Origin of the sequence: Candidatus Tisiphia endosymbiont of Metellina segmentata (assembly GCF_964030715.1) — a bacterium.
GTDB lineage: Bacteria > Pseudomonadota > Alphaproteobacteria > Rickettsiales > Rickettsiaceae > Tisiphia.
Map to the genome: position 1 here is coordinate 752,481 of NZ_OZ034919.1, position 18,401 is coordinate 770,881.

15 protein-coding genes are annotated in these 18,401 nt (G+C 32.5%); 11 read left to right on the forward strand and 4 right to left on the reverse strand.

The genetic code is table 11. From position 1 onward, the window contains the following. Positions 1-59 precede the first annotated feature (59 nt). Positions 60-2,489, reverse strand: coding sequence for a DNA topoisomerase (ATP-hydrolyzing) subunit B (gene gyrB, locus AAHM80_RS03980; protein ID WP_342260346.1), 2,430 nt, complete (start codon positions 2,487-2,489; stop codon positions 60-62). 140 nt (positions 2,490-2,629) lie between these two features. Continuing rightward, on the reverse strand, positions 2,630-3,883 hold the full coding sequence (locus AAHM80_RS03985) for a hypothetical protein (protein ID WP_342260347.1): 1,254 nt from the start codon (positions 3,881-3,883) through the stop codon (positions 2,630-2,632). 312 nt (positions 3,884-4,195) lie between these two features. Here AAHM80_RS03985 and AAHM80_RS03990 point away from each other — a divergent pair, with 312 nt between their 5' ends. The 3 genes from AAHM80_RS03990 (at position 4,196) to AAHM80_RS04000 (ending at position 7,728) form a co-directional block, all read left to right on the forward strand. Continuing rightward, positions 4,196-5,545: a TolC family protein gene (locus AAHM80_RS03990; protein WP_342260348.1), complete on the forward strand. Its 1,350-nt coding sequence runs from the start codon at positions 4,196-4,198 to the stop codon at positions 5,543-5,545. Further along, positions 5,545-6,075, forward strand: a complete 531-nt coding sequence (locus AAHM80_RS03995; RefSeq protein ID WP_342260349.1) for a DUF2497 domain-containing protein — start codon at positions 5,545-5,547, stop codon at positions 6,073-6,075. Before AAHM80_RS03990 ends, AAHM80_RS03995 begins: the two co-directional genes overlap by 1 nt. Before the next feature lie 189 nt (positions 6,076-6,264). After that, positions 6,265-7,728, forward strand: a complete 1,464-nt coding sequence (locus tag AAHM80_RS04000; protein WP_342260350.1) for an ankyrin repeat domain-containing protein — start codon at positions 6,265-6,267, stop codon at positions 7,726-7,728. Positions 7,729-7,852: 124 nt separating this feature from the next. Here AAHM80_RS04000 and rpiB read toward each other — a convergent pair whose 3' ends face one another. Then, positions 7,853-8,287: a ribose 5-phosphate isomerase B gene (rpiB, locus tag AAHM80_RS04010; protein ID WP_341747329.1), complete on the reverse strand. Its 435-nt coding sequence runs from the start codon at positions 8,285-8,287 to the stop codon at positions 7,853-7,855. A gap of 91 nt (positions 8,288-8,378) precedes the next feature. On the opposite strand from rpiB, the gene AAHM80_RS04015 reads away from it, so the two are divergent. The 5 genes from AAHM80_RS04015 to AAHM80_RS04035 all read left to right on the forward strand — a co-directional run bounded on the left by AAHM80_RS04015 (position 8,379) and on the right by AAHM80_RS04035 (position 11,432). Continuing rightward, positions 8,379-9,314 carry a LysM peptidoglycan-binding domain-containing M23 family metallopeptidase gene (locus AAHM80_RS04015; protein ID WP_342260351.1) on the forward strand — a complete coding sequence of 312 codons (936 nt, stop codon included), beginning with the start codon at positions 8,379-8,381 and terminating at the stop codon, positions 9,312-9,314. Between the two features lie 302 nt (positions 9,315-9,616). Continuing rightward, positions 9,617-9,967 (forward strand): hypothetical protein, encoded by a 351-nt coding sequence (locus AAHM80_RS04020; protein WP_342260352.1) that lies wholly within the window; start codon positions 9,617-9,619, stop codon positions 9,965-9,967. A gap of 30 nt (positions 9,968-9,997) precedes the next feature. Further along, positions 9,998-10,498 carry a helix-turn-helix domain-containing protein gene (locus AAHM80_RS04025; RefSeq protein WP_342259385.1) on the forward strand — a complete coding sequence of 167 codons (501 nt, stop codon included), beginning with the start codon at positions 9,998-10,000 and terminating at the stop codon, positions 10,496-10,498. Beyond that, positions 10,492-11,052 (forward strand): IS630 family transposase, encoded by a 561-nt coding sequence (locus tag AAHM80_RS04030; RefSeq protein ID WP_342259393.1) that lies wholly within the window; start codon positions 10,492-10,494, stop codon positions 11,050-11,052. Before AAHM80_RS04025 ends, AAHM80_RS04030 begins: the two co-directional genes overlap by 7 nt. Beyond that, positions 11,046-11,432: a hypothetical protein gene (locus AAHM80_RS04035; protein ID WP_342260353.1), complete on the forward strand. Its 387-nt coding sequence runs from the start codon at positions 11,046-11,048 to the stop codon at positions 11,430-11,432. The genes AAHM80_RS04030 and AAHM80_RS04035 overlap by 7 nt, the downstream gene beginning before the upstream one ends. A gap of 29 nt (positions 11,433-11,461) precedes the next feature. On the opposite strand, the gene AAHM80_RS04040 is transcribed toward AAHM80_RS04035, so the two are convergent. Further along, a complete protein-coding gene (locus AAHM80_RS04040) occupies positions 11,462-13,156 on the reverse strand; it encodes an ABC transporter ATP-binding protein (protein WP_342260354.1) in 1,695 nt (564 codons plus the stop codon). A 243-nt stretch (positions 13,157-13,399) separates the two neighbouring features. On the opposite strand from AAHM80_RS04040, the gene AAHM80_RS04045 reads away from it, so the two are divergent. The 3 genes from AAHM80_RS04045 to AAHM80_RS04055 all read left to right on the forward strand — a co-directional run bounded on the left by AAHM80_RS04045 (position 13,400) and on the right by AAHM80_RS04055 (position 18,396). Beyond that, a complete protein-coding gene (locus tag AAHM80_RS04045) occupies positions 13,400-15,796 on the forward strand; it encodes an AsmA family protein (RefSeq protein WP_342260355.1) in 2,397 nt (798 codons plus the stop codon). A 420-nt stretch (positions 15,797-16,216) separates the two neighbouring features. Beyond that, positions 16,217-17,305 (forward strand): ankyrin repeat domain-containing protein, encoded by a 1,089-nt coding sequence (locus AAHM80_RS04050; protein WP_342260356.1) that lies wholly within the window; start codon positions 16,217-16,219, stop codon positions 17,303-17,305. A 149-nt stretch (positions 17,306-17,454) separates the two neighbouring features. Continuing rightward, complete coding sequence (locus tag AAHM80_RS04055) at positions 17,455-18,396, forward strand: IS110 family transposase (protein ID WP_342259943.1); 942 nt, start codon at positions 17,455-17,457, stop codon at positions 18,394-18,396. Positions 18,397-18,401: the final 5 nt, after the last annotated feature.

An 18,401-nucleotide genomic window follows, 5' to 3' on the forward strand; every position in this document is an offset into this window, starting at 1 on the left:
TCCCAATATACTTCTACTTTTTGCTATAACAACTTAGTTAACGGTAGTGCCTATGAGTTTTAAACATCTAAATTAACTACATTCAAAGCATTTGCTTGAATGAATTGTCTTCTAGGTTCAACAAAATCTCCCATTAATGTTGAAAAAATCATCTCGGCACTATCTTGCTCATGTACTTTAACTTGCAGTAAAGTTCTTTTTTGTGGATCTAATGTTGTCTCTCCTAACTGATCGGAATTCATCTCTCCAAGACCTTTAAAACGTTGAATAGCTATACCTTTCTTGCCGCTTTCTAATATATAATTTAGCAACATACTAGGCAGTGTAATAATATATTCTTGGTTTTTGATCAACAGCTTTGCTTGTCCAATAAATAAATTTACAAGTGGGGTAAATGCTTTAGCTAGCTGAATAAATTCAAAAGATTCAAGCTGTTCTTTTGATAAAATTTTACTTTCTTTTACTCCACGAACAAAACGGAAAAATTCTATATTATTTGCGTTAACTATAAACTGCCAGTCTGTCTTATCAGGTGTGATATCACCAAGATTTAAAATATTTAAAGCCTGATTTATTTCATTCGTTTTATTTTCATCAAATATTTGATTACCTAATAAACCTTTTATAGCTAGACATTCTGCAATTTGCCTATTAAATTTTTTGCTTACTTGGTCAAGTAACGTAGTAAACCTGATAATCCCCTTTATTACTCCCTCAAGATCATTACCAATGATCTCTGCTCCATTATACAACATAATTGTTGCATCACTAATAGTAGATTTGATTAAATACTCTTGCAGAGCTTGTTCATTTTTCAAGTAAAGCTCGTTATTACCTTTTTTTACTTTATATAAAGGCGGCTGAGCTATATATAGATATCCTTTATCAATTAATTGACGCATATGCCGGTAAAAGAAAGTAAGTAATAAGGTTCTGATGTGCGAACCATCAACATCAGCATCAGTCATAATAATTATTTTATGATATCTTAACTTATCCAAAGAAAAGTCTTCACTACCAATAGCAGTGCCAAGAGCTGTTATTAGAGTCCCTACTTGCTCAGAATTTAACATTTTATCAAATCTAGCTCTTTCAACGTTTAAGATTTTACCTCGCAGTGGCAAGATTGCTTGAAATTTCCTATCTCTACCCTGCTTTGCTGTACCACCGGCAGAGTCTCCTTCCACAATAAATAACTCTGAAAGAGCAGGGTCTTTCTCTTGACAATCGGCAAGTTTCCCAGGTAAGTTAGAAATTTCAAGAGCCGATTTCCGACGAGTTAATTCCCTTGCTCTTTTTGCTGCTTCTCTAGCAGTTGCAGCTTCAATAATTTTATTAATAATTATTTTTGCGTCACTAGGATGTTCTTCAAACCATTCTAAAATCTTAGTATATACGGCACTTTCTACGATAGGCCGAACTTCAGAACTAACTAATTTATCTTTAGTTTGTGAAGAAAACTTAGGGTCTGGTACTTTTACTGATAAAATACATGAGAGACCTTCTCTCGTATCATCACCAGTGAAATTTACTTTATTTTTTTTGTTAAGCTGAGTATTCTCAATATAAGTTGTGACAACTCTAGTAAGAGCGGCTTTAAAGGCAATAAGGTGCGTACCACCATCACGCTGCCTTATATTATTGGTAAAACATAAAATATTTTCATGATATGAATCATTCCAATTCATAGCTAGTTCGAAAGTAATCCCTGTTACTTGGTTATTGGTATTAAGTGATATACATTTATGTAATGAAGTTTTAGCTTTATCTATATATTTGACATAAGCTTCTACACCACCAGTAAAACAAAACTCTACTTCTTGTTGTTCAGCAAAACGATGATCCTTTAGTAATATCCTAACACCGGAATTCAAAAAGGCTAGTTCTCTAAGTCTATGCTCTACAGTAGCAAAATTAAATTCAATTGAGCTAAAAGTGGTAATAGATGGAAGGAAAGTAATCTCAGTGCCCTTTTTTTCTACGGACTCTCCTTTTAGTACAAGTGGCGTTTCAGCCGCCCCATCTCTAAATTTTATAAAATATTCCTTATTATCTCGCCAAATTCTAAGTTCTAACCATTCTGACAGAGCATTTACCACAGATACACCAACACCATGCAATCCACCAGATATTTTATAAGAATTTTGATCAAACTTACCACCAGCATGTAATTGGGTCATAATAACTTCAGCTGCTGATATACCTTCTTCTTCGTGAATATCAACAGGTATCCCACGTCCATTATCACGTACTGTTACAGATCCGTTAGCATTTAGGATTACTTTAATTAGGTCACAGTGACCAGCTAAAGCTTCATCTATGGCGTTATCAACGACTTCGTAAATCATATGATGTAATCCTGAACCATCGTCAGTATCACCAATATACATACCAGGTCTTTTCTTAACTGCCTCAAGACCTTTTAAAACTTTGATGGAGTCAGCTCCATATTCTACTTCTGCTATTGATCGCTGTTGATTAGTTGACATATTTATACATAAAATGAAAGATAAAGAATAACTATACACCAAAATTACAGCAAGTGTATACTTTTCAAGTAGTTTACCCTAATTCGGGATAAGAATTAGTTAATTCTTATCCCGAATTCGCGTGTAATTTGTTAAAAATGTTACCTTTTTCGTACTACACCTTGGGTTTTACTACTATTATTTTTAAGGACTACTTTCATAGCATTTCCTACTCGTAGTAGTTCAGGCAACGATTTTAACGGGGTTCTTAACGATGTAAGGTTTTTCAAAAAATATGCTGGTAGAATATTCTTTGTCTTATCCTTAACTAAATTCGCAAAAGATGTGGTGATTTTTTCCCTGTCAGGTATTAATTTGACTGTTTCTTGTATTTTTGATTCAATAATCAATATATTTTTGGCTGCTTTTTGGCAATATCCTAACTTCTCAAGAATGCTTTTATTGGGATCTAATGCAGCAATGAGGTTTTCTTTTATGTGAGATAATTCGGTTTCAATTAATTTTTTTAGATCTTTTCCTTGATTAGGTATATTTCCAAGGATTTTAGTCATACCTTTACGTAGAAGTTCAACACCTCCCATTATACCATCTTTAGTATGAGGAATTTCTTCAGATAAGTCAATAAGTTTTTTAAAAGATTTTTTTTCTTTTGGATCTTGTACAACCAATTTATTAACTTTCTTCAAAGAGTCAATATCTAACCCTAATTCTGCTACAGCTACAGGTGATACTCCTGCTATTTCTGCGATTTCAACAATCTGCGTAGCTTTGGAATATTTTTCTTTAAGGTTTGCACTTTTTTCTATTTCGGCTCGTTTTTCTCTAACTATTTCTAGTTTTTCTTGCCAATTATCTACTGTCTTCGTTAGATTCTCAATACTGAGAAAAGATTTTACTGAGTCTAATAAGCCACTTCCCTTGAGTATTAAACCAACTACAGGCATTTGTACAGCTATTATACCAACTAATAAATTACCTAAATAATCAACTATATCTTTTGACGCTCCAGGATACAAGTTATCTAGTTTATTTTGAAACTCCAAAATACTTTCAAGAACTTTTATTATTAGCTCAATGAAAGCATCTTCAAAGAATAATATCTCTTCCTTTACCTGTTGCTGTTCATCAATGTACTTTTCTAATTCATCTAAGGAATTACCTACTGTTTCTCTGAATGATTCAGCTATTTCTTGTTCCCTTTGTTGATCTTCTGAATCTAGAAATATGTTATATATATAGTCAACTCTTTTTTTAATAGCTCTTAAGTTCCTAGGAAACGTTTTGAGTGTTTTCATAGAATCAAACTTTAACTGTTCTATAGCACTAGCAATAGAAGCATTTGATAAGATAGTGGGTAAAGCGACTTTTGAAAGGAAAGAGTATATATTAGGCATAATAGATAATTGAATTATATTAAAATTTTTAAATTATTACTCAAATAATACAAATAAAAACTACACTTTAAAACTGTTATATTGCTCTGACAGTTAGTTTTTGATATGTTATAGCTACTTACGCGAATTTGGGATAAGAATTAACTAATTCTTATCCCAAATTGTGGCTACTTGATTTGATCTGATTAAATATTTTGAGCTATACGTGCTAGCTTTATCACAACAAATCAAGTTTTAGATCAAGAATACCTTTAACTTCTTGCATAAGCTAGCAAAATTTTTTAACATAAACATATTTTTAGAAAACCAATTATGCATAAATTCATATACTTCACCGTTATCATTTTATTAAACTATTCAGTTTATGCTATTAACTTGTCTGATGCTCTAACTAGTGCGTATAATAATAATGGTGAGTTACAAATCAATAGGCAGACTTTTTTAAATGAAATTGAACAGTTCCCTGCAGCTTTTTCAGGTTTTATGCCCAGTGCGTCTTATAATATTGATTCTGCTATTAATACGAATAAACCAAATAGTCAATATGCTCCTTCTAATAAAAAAGAGCTGAAATCACAACAGGGAGCTTTAGTAATAGAGCTGCCTCTATTCAGTGGTGGGAGTAGTGTTGCAAATTTGAAAGCCGCCCAATCAGCTTTTAGGGCATCACGTGCTAAATATTATGCAGAAGAACAAAAAATTCTTCTTAACCTAATAAAAACTTATCTCGATTGTTATGAAACAAAAGAAAAATATGAGATTTCTGAAACTAGTGTAAAAGCTAACAAACAGCAATTAGAAACCATTGAAGAAAAACTAAAATTAGGTGAGGCAACATCAATAGATTTAGCTAGTGCCAAGGCTGGTTTTGCAAAAGCTGAAACTGAGAAGTTAACCGCATATGCTAATTATCAAGCAACAAAAGCAAGCTTCATTCGAATGTTCGGTATAGAAGCAAATGATATTGATATGCCTCCTATACCTGATAACTTACCTACTTCATTAGAGGATTTAATGCAAAGAGCGATAAATGTTAATCCTAACATAGATAGTACAAGACATAGTGTTAAAAGTCATAAAGCTAGTGAACTGGCAGCAAAAGCTGAACTTTTACCCAAGGTAAGCTTTAAAGTTCAATCTGGTAAAACCTATTACACTCCAGAAAGTCCATATAATACCAACAATAGAAGTACTACATCTACATTATCAATTAATATACCTATTTATTCTCACGGAGGTAGCGAATATTCAAGAATTAGGAAAGCTAAAAATAGTACTAGGAGTGCAGCTATTCAACTTGATGATACAATAAAACAAATTCGAGCAAGTGCTATTGGTAGTTGGGAAGGATTTGAAGCAGCAAAGTCTAAAATTATTGCCACATCACAAGGTGTAGAAGCTGCTCAAATAGCTTATGATGGCACAATACAGGAAGAAATTGTTGGTTCTAAAACAATCTTAGACGTTTTAACTGCTGAAGAAAAATTACATAGTGCTAGGGTGTCAAAAGTTGATGCACACAGAGACTCTATTTTAGCAGCTTACCAAATGAAATCTTTAATTGGGGAATTGACAGCAAAAAGCTTAAATTTGAAAGTTAAATATTTTACTCCTGAAGATGAGTTTAAAGGACTTAAAAAGAAACTTATTATAGGTTTTTAATGAGTAAAGATCATAGAAAAAACCAAGACATGTCAGTTGAAGAGATATTGAAATCAATTAAAGGAGCGATTGATAGTCGTGCTACAATCAATGCAGGAGGATTGGGTAATAGGAGCGATGGAGCGACACCGCCTACATATAAAGATGACTCTACCGACTTCTCCTCAATTAACTATAGTAATAGCCAATCTAACGATGATGAAATACTAGAATTGACAAATATAGTAGAGGATGAGGCAAATAAGTTAGAAAATAATAGGCATAGTGAACTAGAAGAGGAACTATTGCAGACATCCTTGGTATCCGATAAATCTGCAGCAGAAACTACTAAGATTTTTCAGCATTTCTCTAAAACAGCTCAGGAGATTAGTGCAAATGCTTCGAACCCTACGGTCAAAACATTAGAGGATATAATTATTGAAATGTTACGACCACAATTGAGTCAATGGTTAAATACAAACTTGCCTTTATTAGTAAAACAATTGGTAGAAAAAGAAATTCAAAAATTAATACCAAATGATAAAAAATGACTTAGTGGAGGATATCATTTGTGTTAGTCTTATTTTAACAACCTCAGTTTTAGATTAAAATTAAAAATTTTAATCCAAAATTGAGGTTAACAGGGTAATTTAAAAGTCTAGCTATAAGCTTTGATAAATAAGTTGTATACTGCTATGATTTTAAGAGTTGGGTAAATTTAACGTGAAAATAATTATAATATGTACTTTAACATGGAGAGTAAGGAGATTATCTTAGGTAACAAATTTTTTATAGTCCTAATAACTATCTTTTTGTTTATGGATAAGGCTGATGCTGCTCCACCACCTCTTCCCCCAGCACTGCCACAATTAGAAAGTGATAAAGTGAATAAACAGAAAGAAGAGGCAGATTCTTTGCTGGAAAAAATACAGCAATTTATGCATTCTAAGAAAATTGATAATGAAGTATCAGGATCAAGCAAACCAGCATCCACACCGCAAGATACTAATAATGAAGAAGGTGAGACAGATTCCTTCATTGATTTAGGGAATAATAAATTACCAACCTTAGAAAATACAAAAGAATTGGATCAATTAGATAAACATCCGTACCAAAAAATTGATTTAGATCCACCTAGCAAGAATGACAGTAATACCAACAAAGATTCTCCTACTCTTCCAGCAACTGAGCTTAAAGATGCTGTACCTACTAAGCCACTTGATTCATCTGCCCAGTCTGAACCTCAAATAGATATTCCGAGTAATAATAAGTCTGAGCCACAAGCTATTACTCCTATCGTACCTTCTGTAACTATACCTGATAAAGAGAAATATCCAGTAATATTACAGCAGCCAAGTAATGCAGATAATAAAGAAGTAGTTGCTCCTAATCTAGATATATTGCCTTCTTCGCAAGAAAAAAAGCCTACTGAACCACAAATAACTGCTCCTATCGTACCGATAGTATCACCTAAGGAAAATACTGAATCTAAAATGACTAAGCCTCAAACTCCTATACCAGTATTTGTAAAAAAGGATAAGCAACTAGATGACTCTAGTAAAACTGTCCTAGAGAAAGATAGTAATGTAACCAAAGAAGTGCAAGAAGTAAATAAGCATCAACCTAATCAATCTACAATTACAAAAGATAAAGCTAGCACCATCAAAGAAACATCTCCTAAAATAACTGAATTTGTACAAGATGAAGCACAAATGTTACTTTTACCAAATGATGATGTCGTATTGGGAGAGCTTACAGAAGAGGCAAGATTGGAGCAAATGGATATGTATTCATTTATTCAAATGTTTAAGAAAATTTATGATAGTGACAATAGAAAGCAGCAAAGAAAGATGATAGATAATTTTATTGATAATTATGATAGTGATTTCCATACTACTATAGTAAGTGATGCAACGGATAGAGCATTTGAGGCAGTTAGAAAAAATAATTTATTTGTTCTTAGGGTTCTTTTGGATAATTATCCAATCATCCAAAGAAGGGGGAATGATAATTATACTCTTTTACATGAAGCTGCAGAAACTAATAATTACTATATAGCAAAATTGTTAATTATGCGTGGTATAAACATTAAGGCTACTAATTATCATTGTAGAACGGCATTGGACATCTCTGATGAACAAAATAATAATGTGGGCTGTTTGATAATGAAAGCAACAGCAAATTATACCAATTCCCGAAATTAATTTATTCTGAGGAATCTGAAGGAGACACGGAGCACAAAACCGCAGCGTACAAAGACGTATGTGAGGATTTGAGCACCGGTATCACGTACAAATTACTAGAAGAAATTAATTTCGGGAATTGGTATTAGTTTATTTTTGCTAATCTAGCACTATGCCTTCCACCTTCAAATTTAGTCGTTAAAAATTTATCGATCATTTTACAAGCTAGTTCCTCATTAGGTATTTTAGCTCCTAACACTATTATATTAGCATCATTATGAGCCCTTGATCTTTCTGCCATAAATAAGTCAAAACATAAAGCTGCCCTTATTTCAGACGTACGATTTGCGGCAATTGACATACCTATGCCAGTTCCACAAATTAAAATTCCCAAAGGAGCTACATTTTCTAAAATCCCATCAACAACTTTTTTAGAATAATCTGGATAATCCACTATTTCTTGATTGTAAGTACCACAATCAAGAATAGATATATTTTTATCGTGTAAATAACTGATAATTTTGCTCTTGAGTAGAAATCCAGAGTGATCACTGGCTATTATAAGATCGTAAGTTTTCATAATTACTTAATTTTGATAAAAAAATACTAGACTTGATTCTATATTAAAGTTAGTTTATTGCATAATAAAATTGCAAATTTTTTGGTAAGTTATGAAGAGTAATATAGTTTTTGTCTATTTTATAGTCTTTTTGATTTCTGGATGTAGCACACAACCTCCAGCCCCTATTGAGTATAATCATGGAAAGGATTTTACCAAAAAGTCTACAACCATCAATTCACCAACTACAGCATATTCCGAGAATAAGAACATATTAGAAAGCGATGAAGATGAAATAATAAGTAGAGAAATTGATGAGAAAGAAAAAGATTTTGACGCTCCAACTGGTTTCTTAAAAGATCGTAATGCCATAGAAACTGAAAATCGAGACGATGTAATAATAGTTCCAAAAGTGAAACCAAATGATAGTAAGCTAATCTACCACGAGGTGCAACAAGGAGAAACATTAGTATCAATAGCAAATGATTATGGTCAGAAGGTTGAAGAATTAGCTGAGCTAAATAACATGTCTGAACCATATCATCTTAACAAATCTCAAATTATCATGATAAAAGTTAGTACTGAGCTATTAAATAAAAAAAACCAAGAAATATCCATAAGAAAAAGTGCTATAAGAGAAGCAGAAAATGCTGTACCAATTAATACCCCCAAATTTATCAAACCAATCGATGGTAAAATTACTATCAAATTTGGTGAGCAAACATCTAAGGGAAAAAGCAAGGGGATTAATATTGCTGCAGACGAAGGAACTGCTGTAGAATCTATTGCAACAGGTCAAGTAGTGTTTGCAGGTAATGATACAAAGTTTGGTAATTTATTAATAATAAAGTTAGATAATAGCGACCTTTATGTTGCTTATGCTCATTTGCAAGACCTACTTATTCAAAAAGGAGCAACAATTTCACAAGGCAAGATAATAGGACATGTAGGGAGTACTGGAGATGCTAAATATCCTCAGCTACATTTTGCTATTCGCGAGGGAAAGATAGCTGTTGATCCGCTGAAATATGTAGACTATAAAAAATAATGAATAGGAATACAATAACAATTGTTATGTTTTTAAGAATTGATTAATAATAAGTTTCTTAGGAACTCACACTTGAAGCACTGCTATCAAGTTCACAATTGAAGAAACAGGATTGAGTGATTTGTTTCCTAGAAGGAGCGAATTCTATTAGGAACTATAGGACAAATTAAGTTGTTAACTATGAGTCAAATACGTAGCTGTATTTGTTTTTTCTACTATTGATATGATTTCTTCTTGCACTATCTATGTTAAGTCTATAACATAAGTAAAAAGGTTCTGATAAACAAATATAGAGAAATAATATGATTATTAACACTATGTTGATAGAACAACTTGCTGCAGAGGCTTTTTGGTTCTTTGTATATAAGTATGACATGCAAAGTACAGGCTTTCCTGACTCTATAGATGACATTCCTGACTTGATGTGGTCTAGGGAGATTGCTAGGAAAAAATTAATACAGTTAGGAGAAGCAGATGAAGAAAAACTAGTAGAACGACTCTATATGTTGGTTGCAAATGTAATTGCTACTCATGGGAAAGAAGAGAAAAATATTATTGGTACAATATATGTTGAAGACTTTAAAGAGTGTAAAGAAAAAGATTTTCCTTATACACATCTTATACCAATTGCAATAATTAACGCAGTGGTGTAAAATGGGTTTTTAACTGATAAAGGTACTCAAATGGCTAGGTTAATATTACCGCAAGGTTTTCATGGTCATGATTTTATAAAAATGATGAAACATGAGCCGCATGGTCGAAATCGTATACGTTTATTGGCGATGTATTACCTTCAATTAGGCAAATCTTTTAAAGCCATATCTGAAATAGTGAAGTCACACTGGAAAACTGTGCAATCATGGCTCAGAAGATTTAGGAATCATGGTTTTGAAGGATTATTTGAATCACAAAGAAGCGGTGCCCCTAGGAAGATTAACACTATACAAGAGTCTGCTCTTTTTGATAAAATCAATACGCTCAGTGAAAGTAAAACTGGTGGGTATATAACTGGAAAGGAGCTACATATCATGTTACTTGAGGAATATGGTGCTAAATGTACTTTAAAAACAGTCTACAATACTATGCACCGCCTTGGTTTTAGCTGGATTACTTCTCGTTCAATGCATCCAAAGTCAAATCAAGAGACTCAAAATACATATAAAAAAACTTCCCAGACATGCTAACAGAATTATTACCAAAAAATATCGATAGATGTAAAGTTGATATATGGTCTCAGGATGAAACTCGAGTTGGGCAACAAGGTAGCTTAACTCGTATATGGGCTAAGCGTGGCACTAGACCCCGTAAAGTTCGGCAACAGCAATTCATTTCAACATATATTTATGGAGCTGCTTGCCATGATACAGGAGAAGCTTTTGCATTAATTTTACCATATGCAAACACACAGGCAATGAATAAATTCTTAGAAGACCTTTCTCGCAGTATTCAAGGCAACCGACATATAGCTTTACTAACGGATAATGCAGGTTGGCACACAGCCAAAAGACTAACTGTGCCAAGCAATATCACTTTGATACCGCTTCCGCCGTATGCACCGGAACTTAATGCAATGGAACAAGTTTGGGAATGGATCAAAAATCATTTCTTGTCTAACCAATGTTATGGTGTATATGAAGATATCGTCACTATGGCTTGTTACGCTTGGAATCAATTTGCTCATAATGTAGATTTAGTAAAATCAATTATGTATAGAGACTGGATAAATACACCGTGTTAATTATTACAATTGGTATTATTACACAATTAGTTAATGATTCTGATGAAAATTATGATTTAAAAATAAAAGGACAAATACCACATGTTGGTACATTACTACTAAGAACTCCTTTTCCTTCTGGGGTGTTATTGAAAGAAATTCCTGTAAAATCAAATTTATTAATTCCAAATACAAACAATGCATTAGGATTTAAAAAAACGATGGTTCTAATGCCAAAAAGTATATCAATATTACCTGATAATGCCTACGGTTATCGTGCATTTATTTCAGGTATATTTTGTATTTCTACCACAAAACCTGCAGATACTATTTGGCATAAAATTATTCCAAATAGTATTTGTTCCCTTGAAACACAAAAGTTTTACAATATATCCAAATGATTTGAGTATATATTTGTTACTCTATATTTTCATGCTTTCTTATTTTTATCATTTGGCAAAAATCCTCTATATTGTGCATCCCAAAGAGTTTTATATAGACCTCCTTTAGCGATTAATATAGCATGAGTACCGTCTTCCACAATTTTGCCACGCTTGAATACTAAAATACGATCCATATGCAGCAATGTTGATAAACGGTGAGCAACGACTATAGTTGTAGCATTACTGGTCTCCAAAACTTCATCAATAGATTTTTGAATTAGAGCCTCGGTTGGTGAATCAAGTGCCGATGTTGCTTCATCTAAAATAAGGATTGGTGCATTTTTTAAAATAGCTCTAGCAATTGCAATCCTTTGCCGTTGCCCGCCACTTACTTTTACCCCTCGTTCACCAACTATTGAATGGTAACCATTGGGCATTCGTAGAATATCATCATGTATTCTAGCTTTTTTACATGCTTCTTCAATCTCTGGTAAAGTAGCATCATATTTAGCTAGCTGCAAATTTTCTAAAATAGAACGATGAAACATTGTAATATCTTGCGGGATTACTGAAATATTGCTTCTTAGCGACTCTTCCGTTACCTGTGAAATATCATATCCATCAACTAAAATAGCTCCGCTTTGCAAATTGAAATATCGGAGTAAACATTTGATCAAGGTAGTTTTTCCAGCCCCTGATGTACCAACTATTCCGATCCTTTCTCCAGCTTTGATATGCAATGTAAGATTGTCAAATATATTATCTCCACCACTACCATAGTTGAAGGTGACATCTTGGTATTTAATGTCACCTTTGATAGGAGGAAGCAGCTTAGCATTTTCTGCATCGGTAACATCTGAGATAGTATTAATAAAGTTATATGAAGATTTGATGGCAGCGATTTTAGGATTGATGGAAAATATTATATTGTCTAATAACTGATCAATCGCCCATTCAATGTTAAAAGTAATTATTATACTAACGGCAAAATCACCAGCAGTGATTTGTCCAGTTTTGTATAAATATGCTGTCACAAATATTTGGGCTGCTGCCAATAGAGTAATTAATATGCTATCGGTTAAATCTACATAATAAGCATCATATACCCGAGTTTTTCGATCCCAACCTTTCCACTTATCAATGGCAGGTAGGAGCTTTAATTTCAGCTCTGTCCAGCTATTACCAATAATTTTAATACCAAAAATGTTGGCAATAGAGTCGTTGATAATGCCTACTGCTTCTTGTCGTGCCTTAACATATTCTTCTTGCAGCTGCATTTGTTTTTGGAGCAAAACTGACAATATTGGTACATACACAACAAGAAAAGCAATTACAACCCCTGCTATTTTATAATTCATCATGAACAAAAATATTATGCCACTTACCATAGTTGTAAGATGTACCAAAGAACGATTGAGAACAGTAATTATGGTTATAATACCATCTTGAAAATCAGTGATTTTACTGGCAATTTCTCCTGATAAATGGGAATCAAACCAATGTAAAGAATGTTTCATAGTCTTGCTGTAAGTATCTTCAACGATTTCTGCAAGCATCGCTGGCTTGTATTTAATATCAAAGAGCCTAACGATAAAAAACGTACCGTGATTCATCATTTTATATAATGCAAACAACCAAAGAAGTAGAGTAACATCTATTTTTGGATCTTTGGCAATAGTATCAATAATTTCTTTAATTTGATAGTTAACGAATAAAGTAAATAGTGAAGCACCAATGGACATAAGCGTAAGGCTAGCTAGGTATATGCGGTATTTGTAAGCCAAGCAGTATAAATATGATTTTAGTTGGTAGTTTGAGTCCATAAAAATATTTCTTCTAGATTATGCAAAAATGCACTTTAAATGCACTTTATTATAGCAGGTTACAATATCTCCACTAAGTACTATCTTTAATATTTTTTTTAATTAGTGGAAAAGTTATAATCTGCTATAATGAATTCTTTACATAATTAAAAGGAAATTGTAGTGCAAAAATTTCTAAAATATTCAGTAGCGTTACTCATTTTAATAATTGTTATACTGCTAATAACACCTCTATTTATTTCCTTAGAATCATATAAAAGACTAGCTTCTGATAAAGTCAAAGAAATAACTGGTAGAGAGCTGCAAATTAATGGAGATATCACCATCTCTTTGCTACCCACTCCGACTATTACCATTAAGGATGTAACTCTTACTTCTCTACCTAATGCCCATTATCCTTCTTTATTGGAAGTTAAGGAAGTAACGGCTTCTATTTCTATATTATCCTTACTTAAAGGAAAGATAGATATTTCAAAGATTGAAATTAACAAACCAGTAGTTAATTTAGAACGGATGCGTAATGGTGTGGCTTCTTGGGAATTTGCCAAAATACCAGGCAATGTTAGTAAAACTTCAACGGGTGAAATGAATGATAGCAAGGCATCGTTTTCTTTATATATCAACTTAATTAAAATCGTTGATGCTAAGTTAAATTATGTTGATTTTGCTGATAAGACTAAGGGTAATAATGCTATCCCAACAACAATAGATATTGATAGATTAGAAATCAAAGAGCTGCACGGTCCATCTGATTTAGTTTGTCAGTTTTATTCTTCCGGTAAGAATTATGATGTCAAAGGTAATATACAAGACAAGCAAGGTGTCATAGCTTTAACCGTAGATTTAAATGCCCTACAAGAAAAGGTTAATTTCTCAGGTAACTTTGCTTACGACAATATGACTTTTGCTGGACAGTTAAAATTGGAAGGAACTGCTAAGAATCTGCAAAGTATTTTTCCCGATATACCTATCTTACACAATTTAGATCATAAACTAACTTTTAATATTAATAGTGATAAGAAATTATTAAAAATTAGTGACATTGATTTTACTGCAGGTAAGATATTAGCTAAGGGTAACGCTAACTTCCATTTTGCAGATAATAAGGTAGATTTAAGAGTTAAATTATTAGATAAGACATTTTCTCTAGCAACAAGCTTTGCCTATTTAGATCAAAATTTATCTCTAAATGACATTAATTTTACTGCAGATAAAGCTAATTTAACAGGCAATGTTGGGGTTAAGGATTGGGATAAAGAGCTAGTGGTTTCTTATAATGTAAAAATTAGTGAGATACCCACCATTGCTAGTTTATTTGGTAAGACTCTACCGACTAGTCTTGGAGATATGTGGCTAAAGGGTGAGACTATTAAACAACAAAAATTTCTTAAAACTAATATAAATAAATTTACTCTTGAGTTTAAAAAGAAGCCTATAAATTTCAGTGGAGCAGTAACTATCAATTTAGCGTCTGCTAAACCAAAAATTTCATCAGATATAATGATAGCTTCCCTAAATTTAGATGATTTCACTGATGTGCCATCTAATAGCTTATCTACTAGTTCTGGGCAAAGTGTAAATAATTCTGTGCCTTGGTCTAAAGACATTATAGATTTATCATTTTTAAATAAGCTTGATGGAGACTTAACTTTAACTATACAAAAGATCATTAAAGGAAGCCTGATCTTTGATAATGTCAAAACTACTATGTTACTTGCAGGTGGTGTGCTGGATATTAAATCTTTAAATGGTAATTTATTTGGGGGAAGTTTAACCGCTACTGGACAAATTTCTTCGCAAGTTAATCAACCTGTTAGTTTTAAAGCTAGTCTTAAAGATGCTAAGTTAAAAAATATAGTCTCACAGGGCAATAAAATTAAAGTTACGCAAGGGACGGTTAATCTAATAACAGATATCAAAACAAAAGGTCAAAGCCAATCTCAATATGTAGGTAACTTATTCGGTAAAGCAACATTAACAGCATCTGACGGTATAGTTAGCGGATTTGATCTGCAAAAACTATTAGATAGCCTTAGAAATATTAAAAATCTGGCAACTATTTTAAAAATGCTAGATGCTTCTTTGGCAAGTGGTGAAACAAAGTTCCAAAAACTAGTAGTAGATAGTGAAATAACAGAAGGTATAATTAACATAACAAACGGTAAATTAGATGCTGCCTCGTCAGAGATAACAGTTACTGGAAATGTTAACCTGCCTAAATATACACTTGATATAGATAGTGTTATTAATGTAAATATAAATTCGATACCACCATTGAAAGTTCGCCTTTATGGCAATCTGAATAATCCACAGCATAAACTTGATACTAACGCATTAAAGGAATATCTCACGAAAAATTTAGTAAATAGTGTGGTTGATGGCGTTAAGAAAGGTACAAAGCCTGAAGATATATTAAAAAATATTATTGGAGGAAGAAAAAATAAACAATCTGAAGGAGAAGGAACACAAAACGATCAACATGTAGAACCTTCTAATAATGTTCCTGTCAACAAAGTAAAATCTACCATTGAGAAAGGGTTGAAAGGGTTATTTAAATAAAATAGTCATCCTGAACCGTCATTGCGAGGAGCTGCGACAGCAGCGACGTGGCAATCTTTATGCAGTATTACGCCTCACTTCACCAGATCGCCACGACACTAAAAGTATCTCGCAATGATGGCATGGACTTCGTCCATATATACTGCTCGTAAATGAAGAGTTGGTAGACGATAGTATAAATTCAAGAAGAGCTAGGCAGTAGCAAAGTCGAGCAGCGTAGCGTACATGAGTAACGGAGCAGCTTCGATCTTTAGACACGACAACGCCAATTCTTGAAGTTCACCGAGTATATGACGATTACACAGAAAATGTAGCTATGGGTTAGTATACTCAAATAATTTTCTAAAAAAAATATCTTTTGTTATTAGTGGCACTAATTTTTATGCTATATTATCTATGTGATTAATATAAAGGGTTTTTATGGGAAGAGTTATAATAACAGAAGCAGAATTAAATTTTTGCAAATCAAATAAAGCTTTTCTACATCATGCTTTTATAGCCTCTGTTAGAGCTCGGGACGTTACGACACTTGAATTATTATTTAAGTCAACTAACTTAAAGTCTTGTCTTGATATAAAACAAGTAGACTTATTTGGGGAATTACTTGCATTAGTCATAGATGATAAAAATGTAGGTATATTAAAATTAATAGTTAATGAATTGGAATTGCAAGTTGAGTTAAAACAACAAAAAATTCCAGAAACTCAAGAGACTTTACTTGATATAGCTGCCCGGTATGGAGCCAAAGACATTGTTACTTTTCTCCTTACATTAGGACTTGATCCTAATAATAAAGACAATAACGGACAAACTCCATTACATAAGGCAGTAATGGCTAATAGTGGAGATATTATTTCTCTACTCATTAGATGGAAGGCAGTAGTAAATAGTCAAGATGAGACGGATGGCAATACTCCTCTTCACTTAGCAACTTTATTAAAGCTACCCAAAGTGGTAGCTCAATTAAAATTCCATGGAGCACAGGAACATATAAAGAATAAAAAAGGATACAATTATTCTGCTCTTCATAAATTAGTGGCAACAGGAAAGGCAAAACTTGATATAAAAGCACCACCATCACCTGAGATAGACGAAGATTTAGGATTTCATAAAGGAATAATAAATTTTTATAAAGCTATTTTATCAGAGGAAAATAAAGAAAACTATTTTGTAAGTGCTATCAATGATATAAAAAGCTTCATTGACCAATTACCAAACCCTTCTGAAAAAATAGAATATATCAATAGCAGCTTAGAATTTTTAGTTAAATTATATCAGTACTATAAATATGAAGATAGTGCTGAATTGCAAAAATATATCATAGATAAAGTTATATTCCATAAGTTACCTACTATCTCAATATTATTATATAATATAATGTGTGTAGAGTTCTTAGCAGCAGCAGATTATCATAATGCTATTAAATATGCTGAATATGCCCATAATTCTTTGCTTAATAGTTCCAAAGAATTACAAACTAAGACCTTATATCTTAAGAATGTGTTATAAGTAATTAAAGAGGGTGACTTGAATAGACCTTGACTAAAATAGTCGCTAAGAGAATAAGTACCCTCTTTTTGGTAGTTTACCTTGAACAAATTGCAGAAGGTGGTCTTAAAAAGAGCAGCCTTGCACAATAAGAAGAAGGAGATTATATCATGAATAAAATAATAGGTCTAGACGTAAGTAAAAACTGGCTTGATATATGTGTATATAATACAAGAGATAAACCTAAATATCATCGTTTTGCCAATGATGTAGCTGGTCATGAAGAGATGATTAAATTAGCAAAAGAGCAAGAGATTAAGCTAATAATATGTGAACCTACTGGAGGATACGAAGCTGAGATTTGTCAAAAGCTGGATAATAATAACCAACAAATACATAAGGTCAATACATATAGTTTTAATTCTTTTAGTAAATCGGTGAATTTGTGTAAAACTGATAGGAAGGATGCATTTAAATTAGCATATTATGCGGATAAGATGCAGCTTTCAGCGAATTATATATATCAAGTTGAATCAGAGACTTTGAAGAGATGTCAACAAAGACGAGAAGATTTAGTATTAATGCTTAGCAATGAAAAGAAAAGACTACATCATAGCATTGATGGTATTGATAAAGAGAGTATAGAAAAGCTCATTAAATTTTTACAGAATGAAATAGCTGAGCTTGATAAAAAGTTAAACAAAACAATAGATGAGTCAGAAGAGTTAAAAGAGAAGGTAAAAATATTAGAGACTGTACCTGGTATTGGTAAATGTTTAGCTACAAAACTAATTAGTTTTGTACCTGAATTAGGGGATAAAAATTATAGTAGCAATGAATTGTCATCAATTGTTGGTATAGCTCCATATGCTCGTGATAGTGGTAATAAGCAAGGACGAAGATTTATTCGAGGAGGCAGGAAAATACCTAGAGATGCTTTATACATGGCAGTATTAGCTGGTAAGAATGGTTTCCAATATTTAAAAATTTTATATGATAGGCTTGTTAATAATTTTAAACCTAAGAAAGTTGCGATAGTTGCTTGTATGCGTAAGTTACTTGAAGTGTGCCATAAACTTATTCAACAAAAACGTGTTTTTGTTATTAAATAATATTT

Coding starts and splice junctions, on each gene's coding strand:
- AAHM80_RS04040 (WP_342260354.1), bottom strand. CDS start 13,156: ATGTCCATTGGTGCTTCACTATTTACTTTATTCGTTAACTATCAAATT.
- gyrB (WP_342260346.1), bottom strand. CDS start 2,489: ATGTCAACTAATCAACAGCGATCAATAGCAGAAGTAGAATATGGAGCT.
- AAHM80_RS04055 (WP_342259943.1), top strand. CDS start 17,455: ATGAATAAAATAATAGGTCTAGACGTAAGTAAAAACTGGCTTGATATA.
- rpiB (WP_341747329.1), bottom strand. CDS start 8,287: ATGAAAACTTACGATCTTATAATAGCCAGTGATCACTCTGGATTTCTA.
- AAHM80_RS04015 (WP_342260351.1), top strand. CDS start 8,379: ATGAAGAGTAATATAGTTTTTGTCTATTTTATAGTCTTTTTGATTTCT.
- AAHM80_RS04020 (WP_342260352.1), top strand. CDS start 9,617: ATGATTATTAACACTATGTTGATAGAACAACTTGCTGCAGAGGCTTTT.
- AAHM80_RS03990 (WP_342260348.1), top strand. CDS start 4,196: ATGCATAAATTCATATACTTCACCGTTATCATTTTATTAAACTATTCA.
- AAHM80_RS03985 (WP_342260347.1), bottom strand. CDS start 3,883: ATGCCTAATATATACTCTTTCCTTTCAAAAGTCGCTTTACCCACTATC.
- AAHM80_RS04000 (WP_342260350.1), top strand. CDS start 6,265: ATGTACTTTAACATGGAGAGTAAGGAGATTATCTTAGGTAACAAATTT.
- AAHM80_RS03995 (WP_342260349.1), top strand. CDS start 5,545: ATGAGTAAAGATCATAGAAAAAACCAAGACATGTCAGTTGAAGAGATA.
- AAHM80_RS04050 (WP_342260356.1), top strand. CDS start 16,217: ATGGGAAGAGTTATAATAACAGAAGCAGAATTAAATTTTTGCAAATCA.
- AAHM80_RS04025 (WP_342259385.1), top strand. CDS start 9,998: ATGGCTAGGTTAATATTACCGCAAGGTTTTCATGGTCATGATTTTATA.
- AAHM80_RS04030 (WP_342259393.1), top strand. CDS start 10,492: ATGCTAACAGAATTATTACCAAAAAATATCGATAGATGTAAAGTTGAT.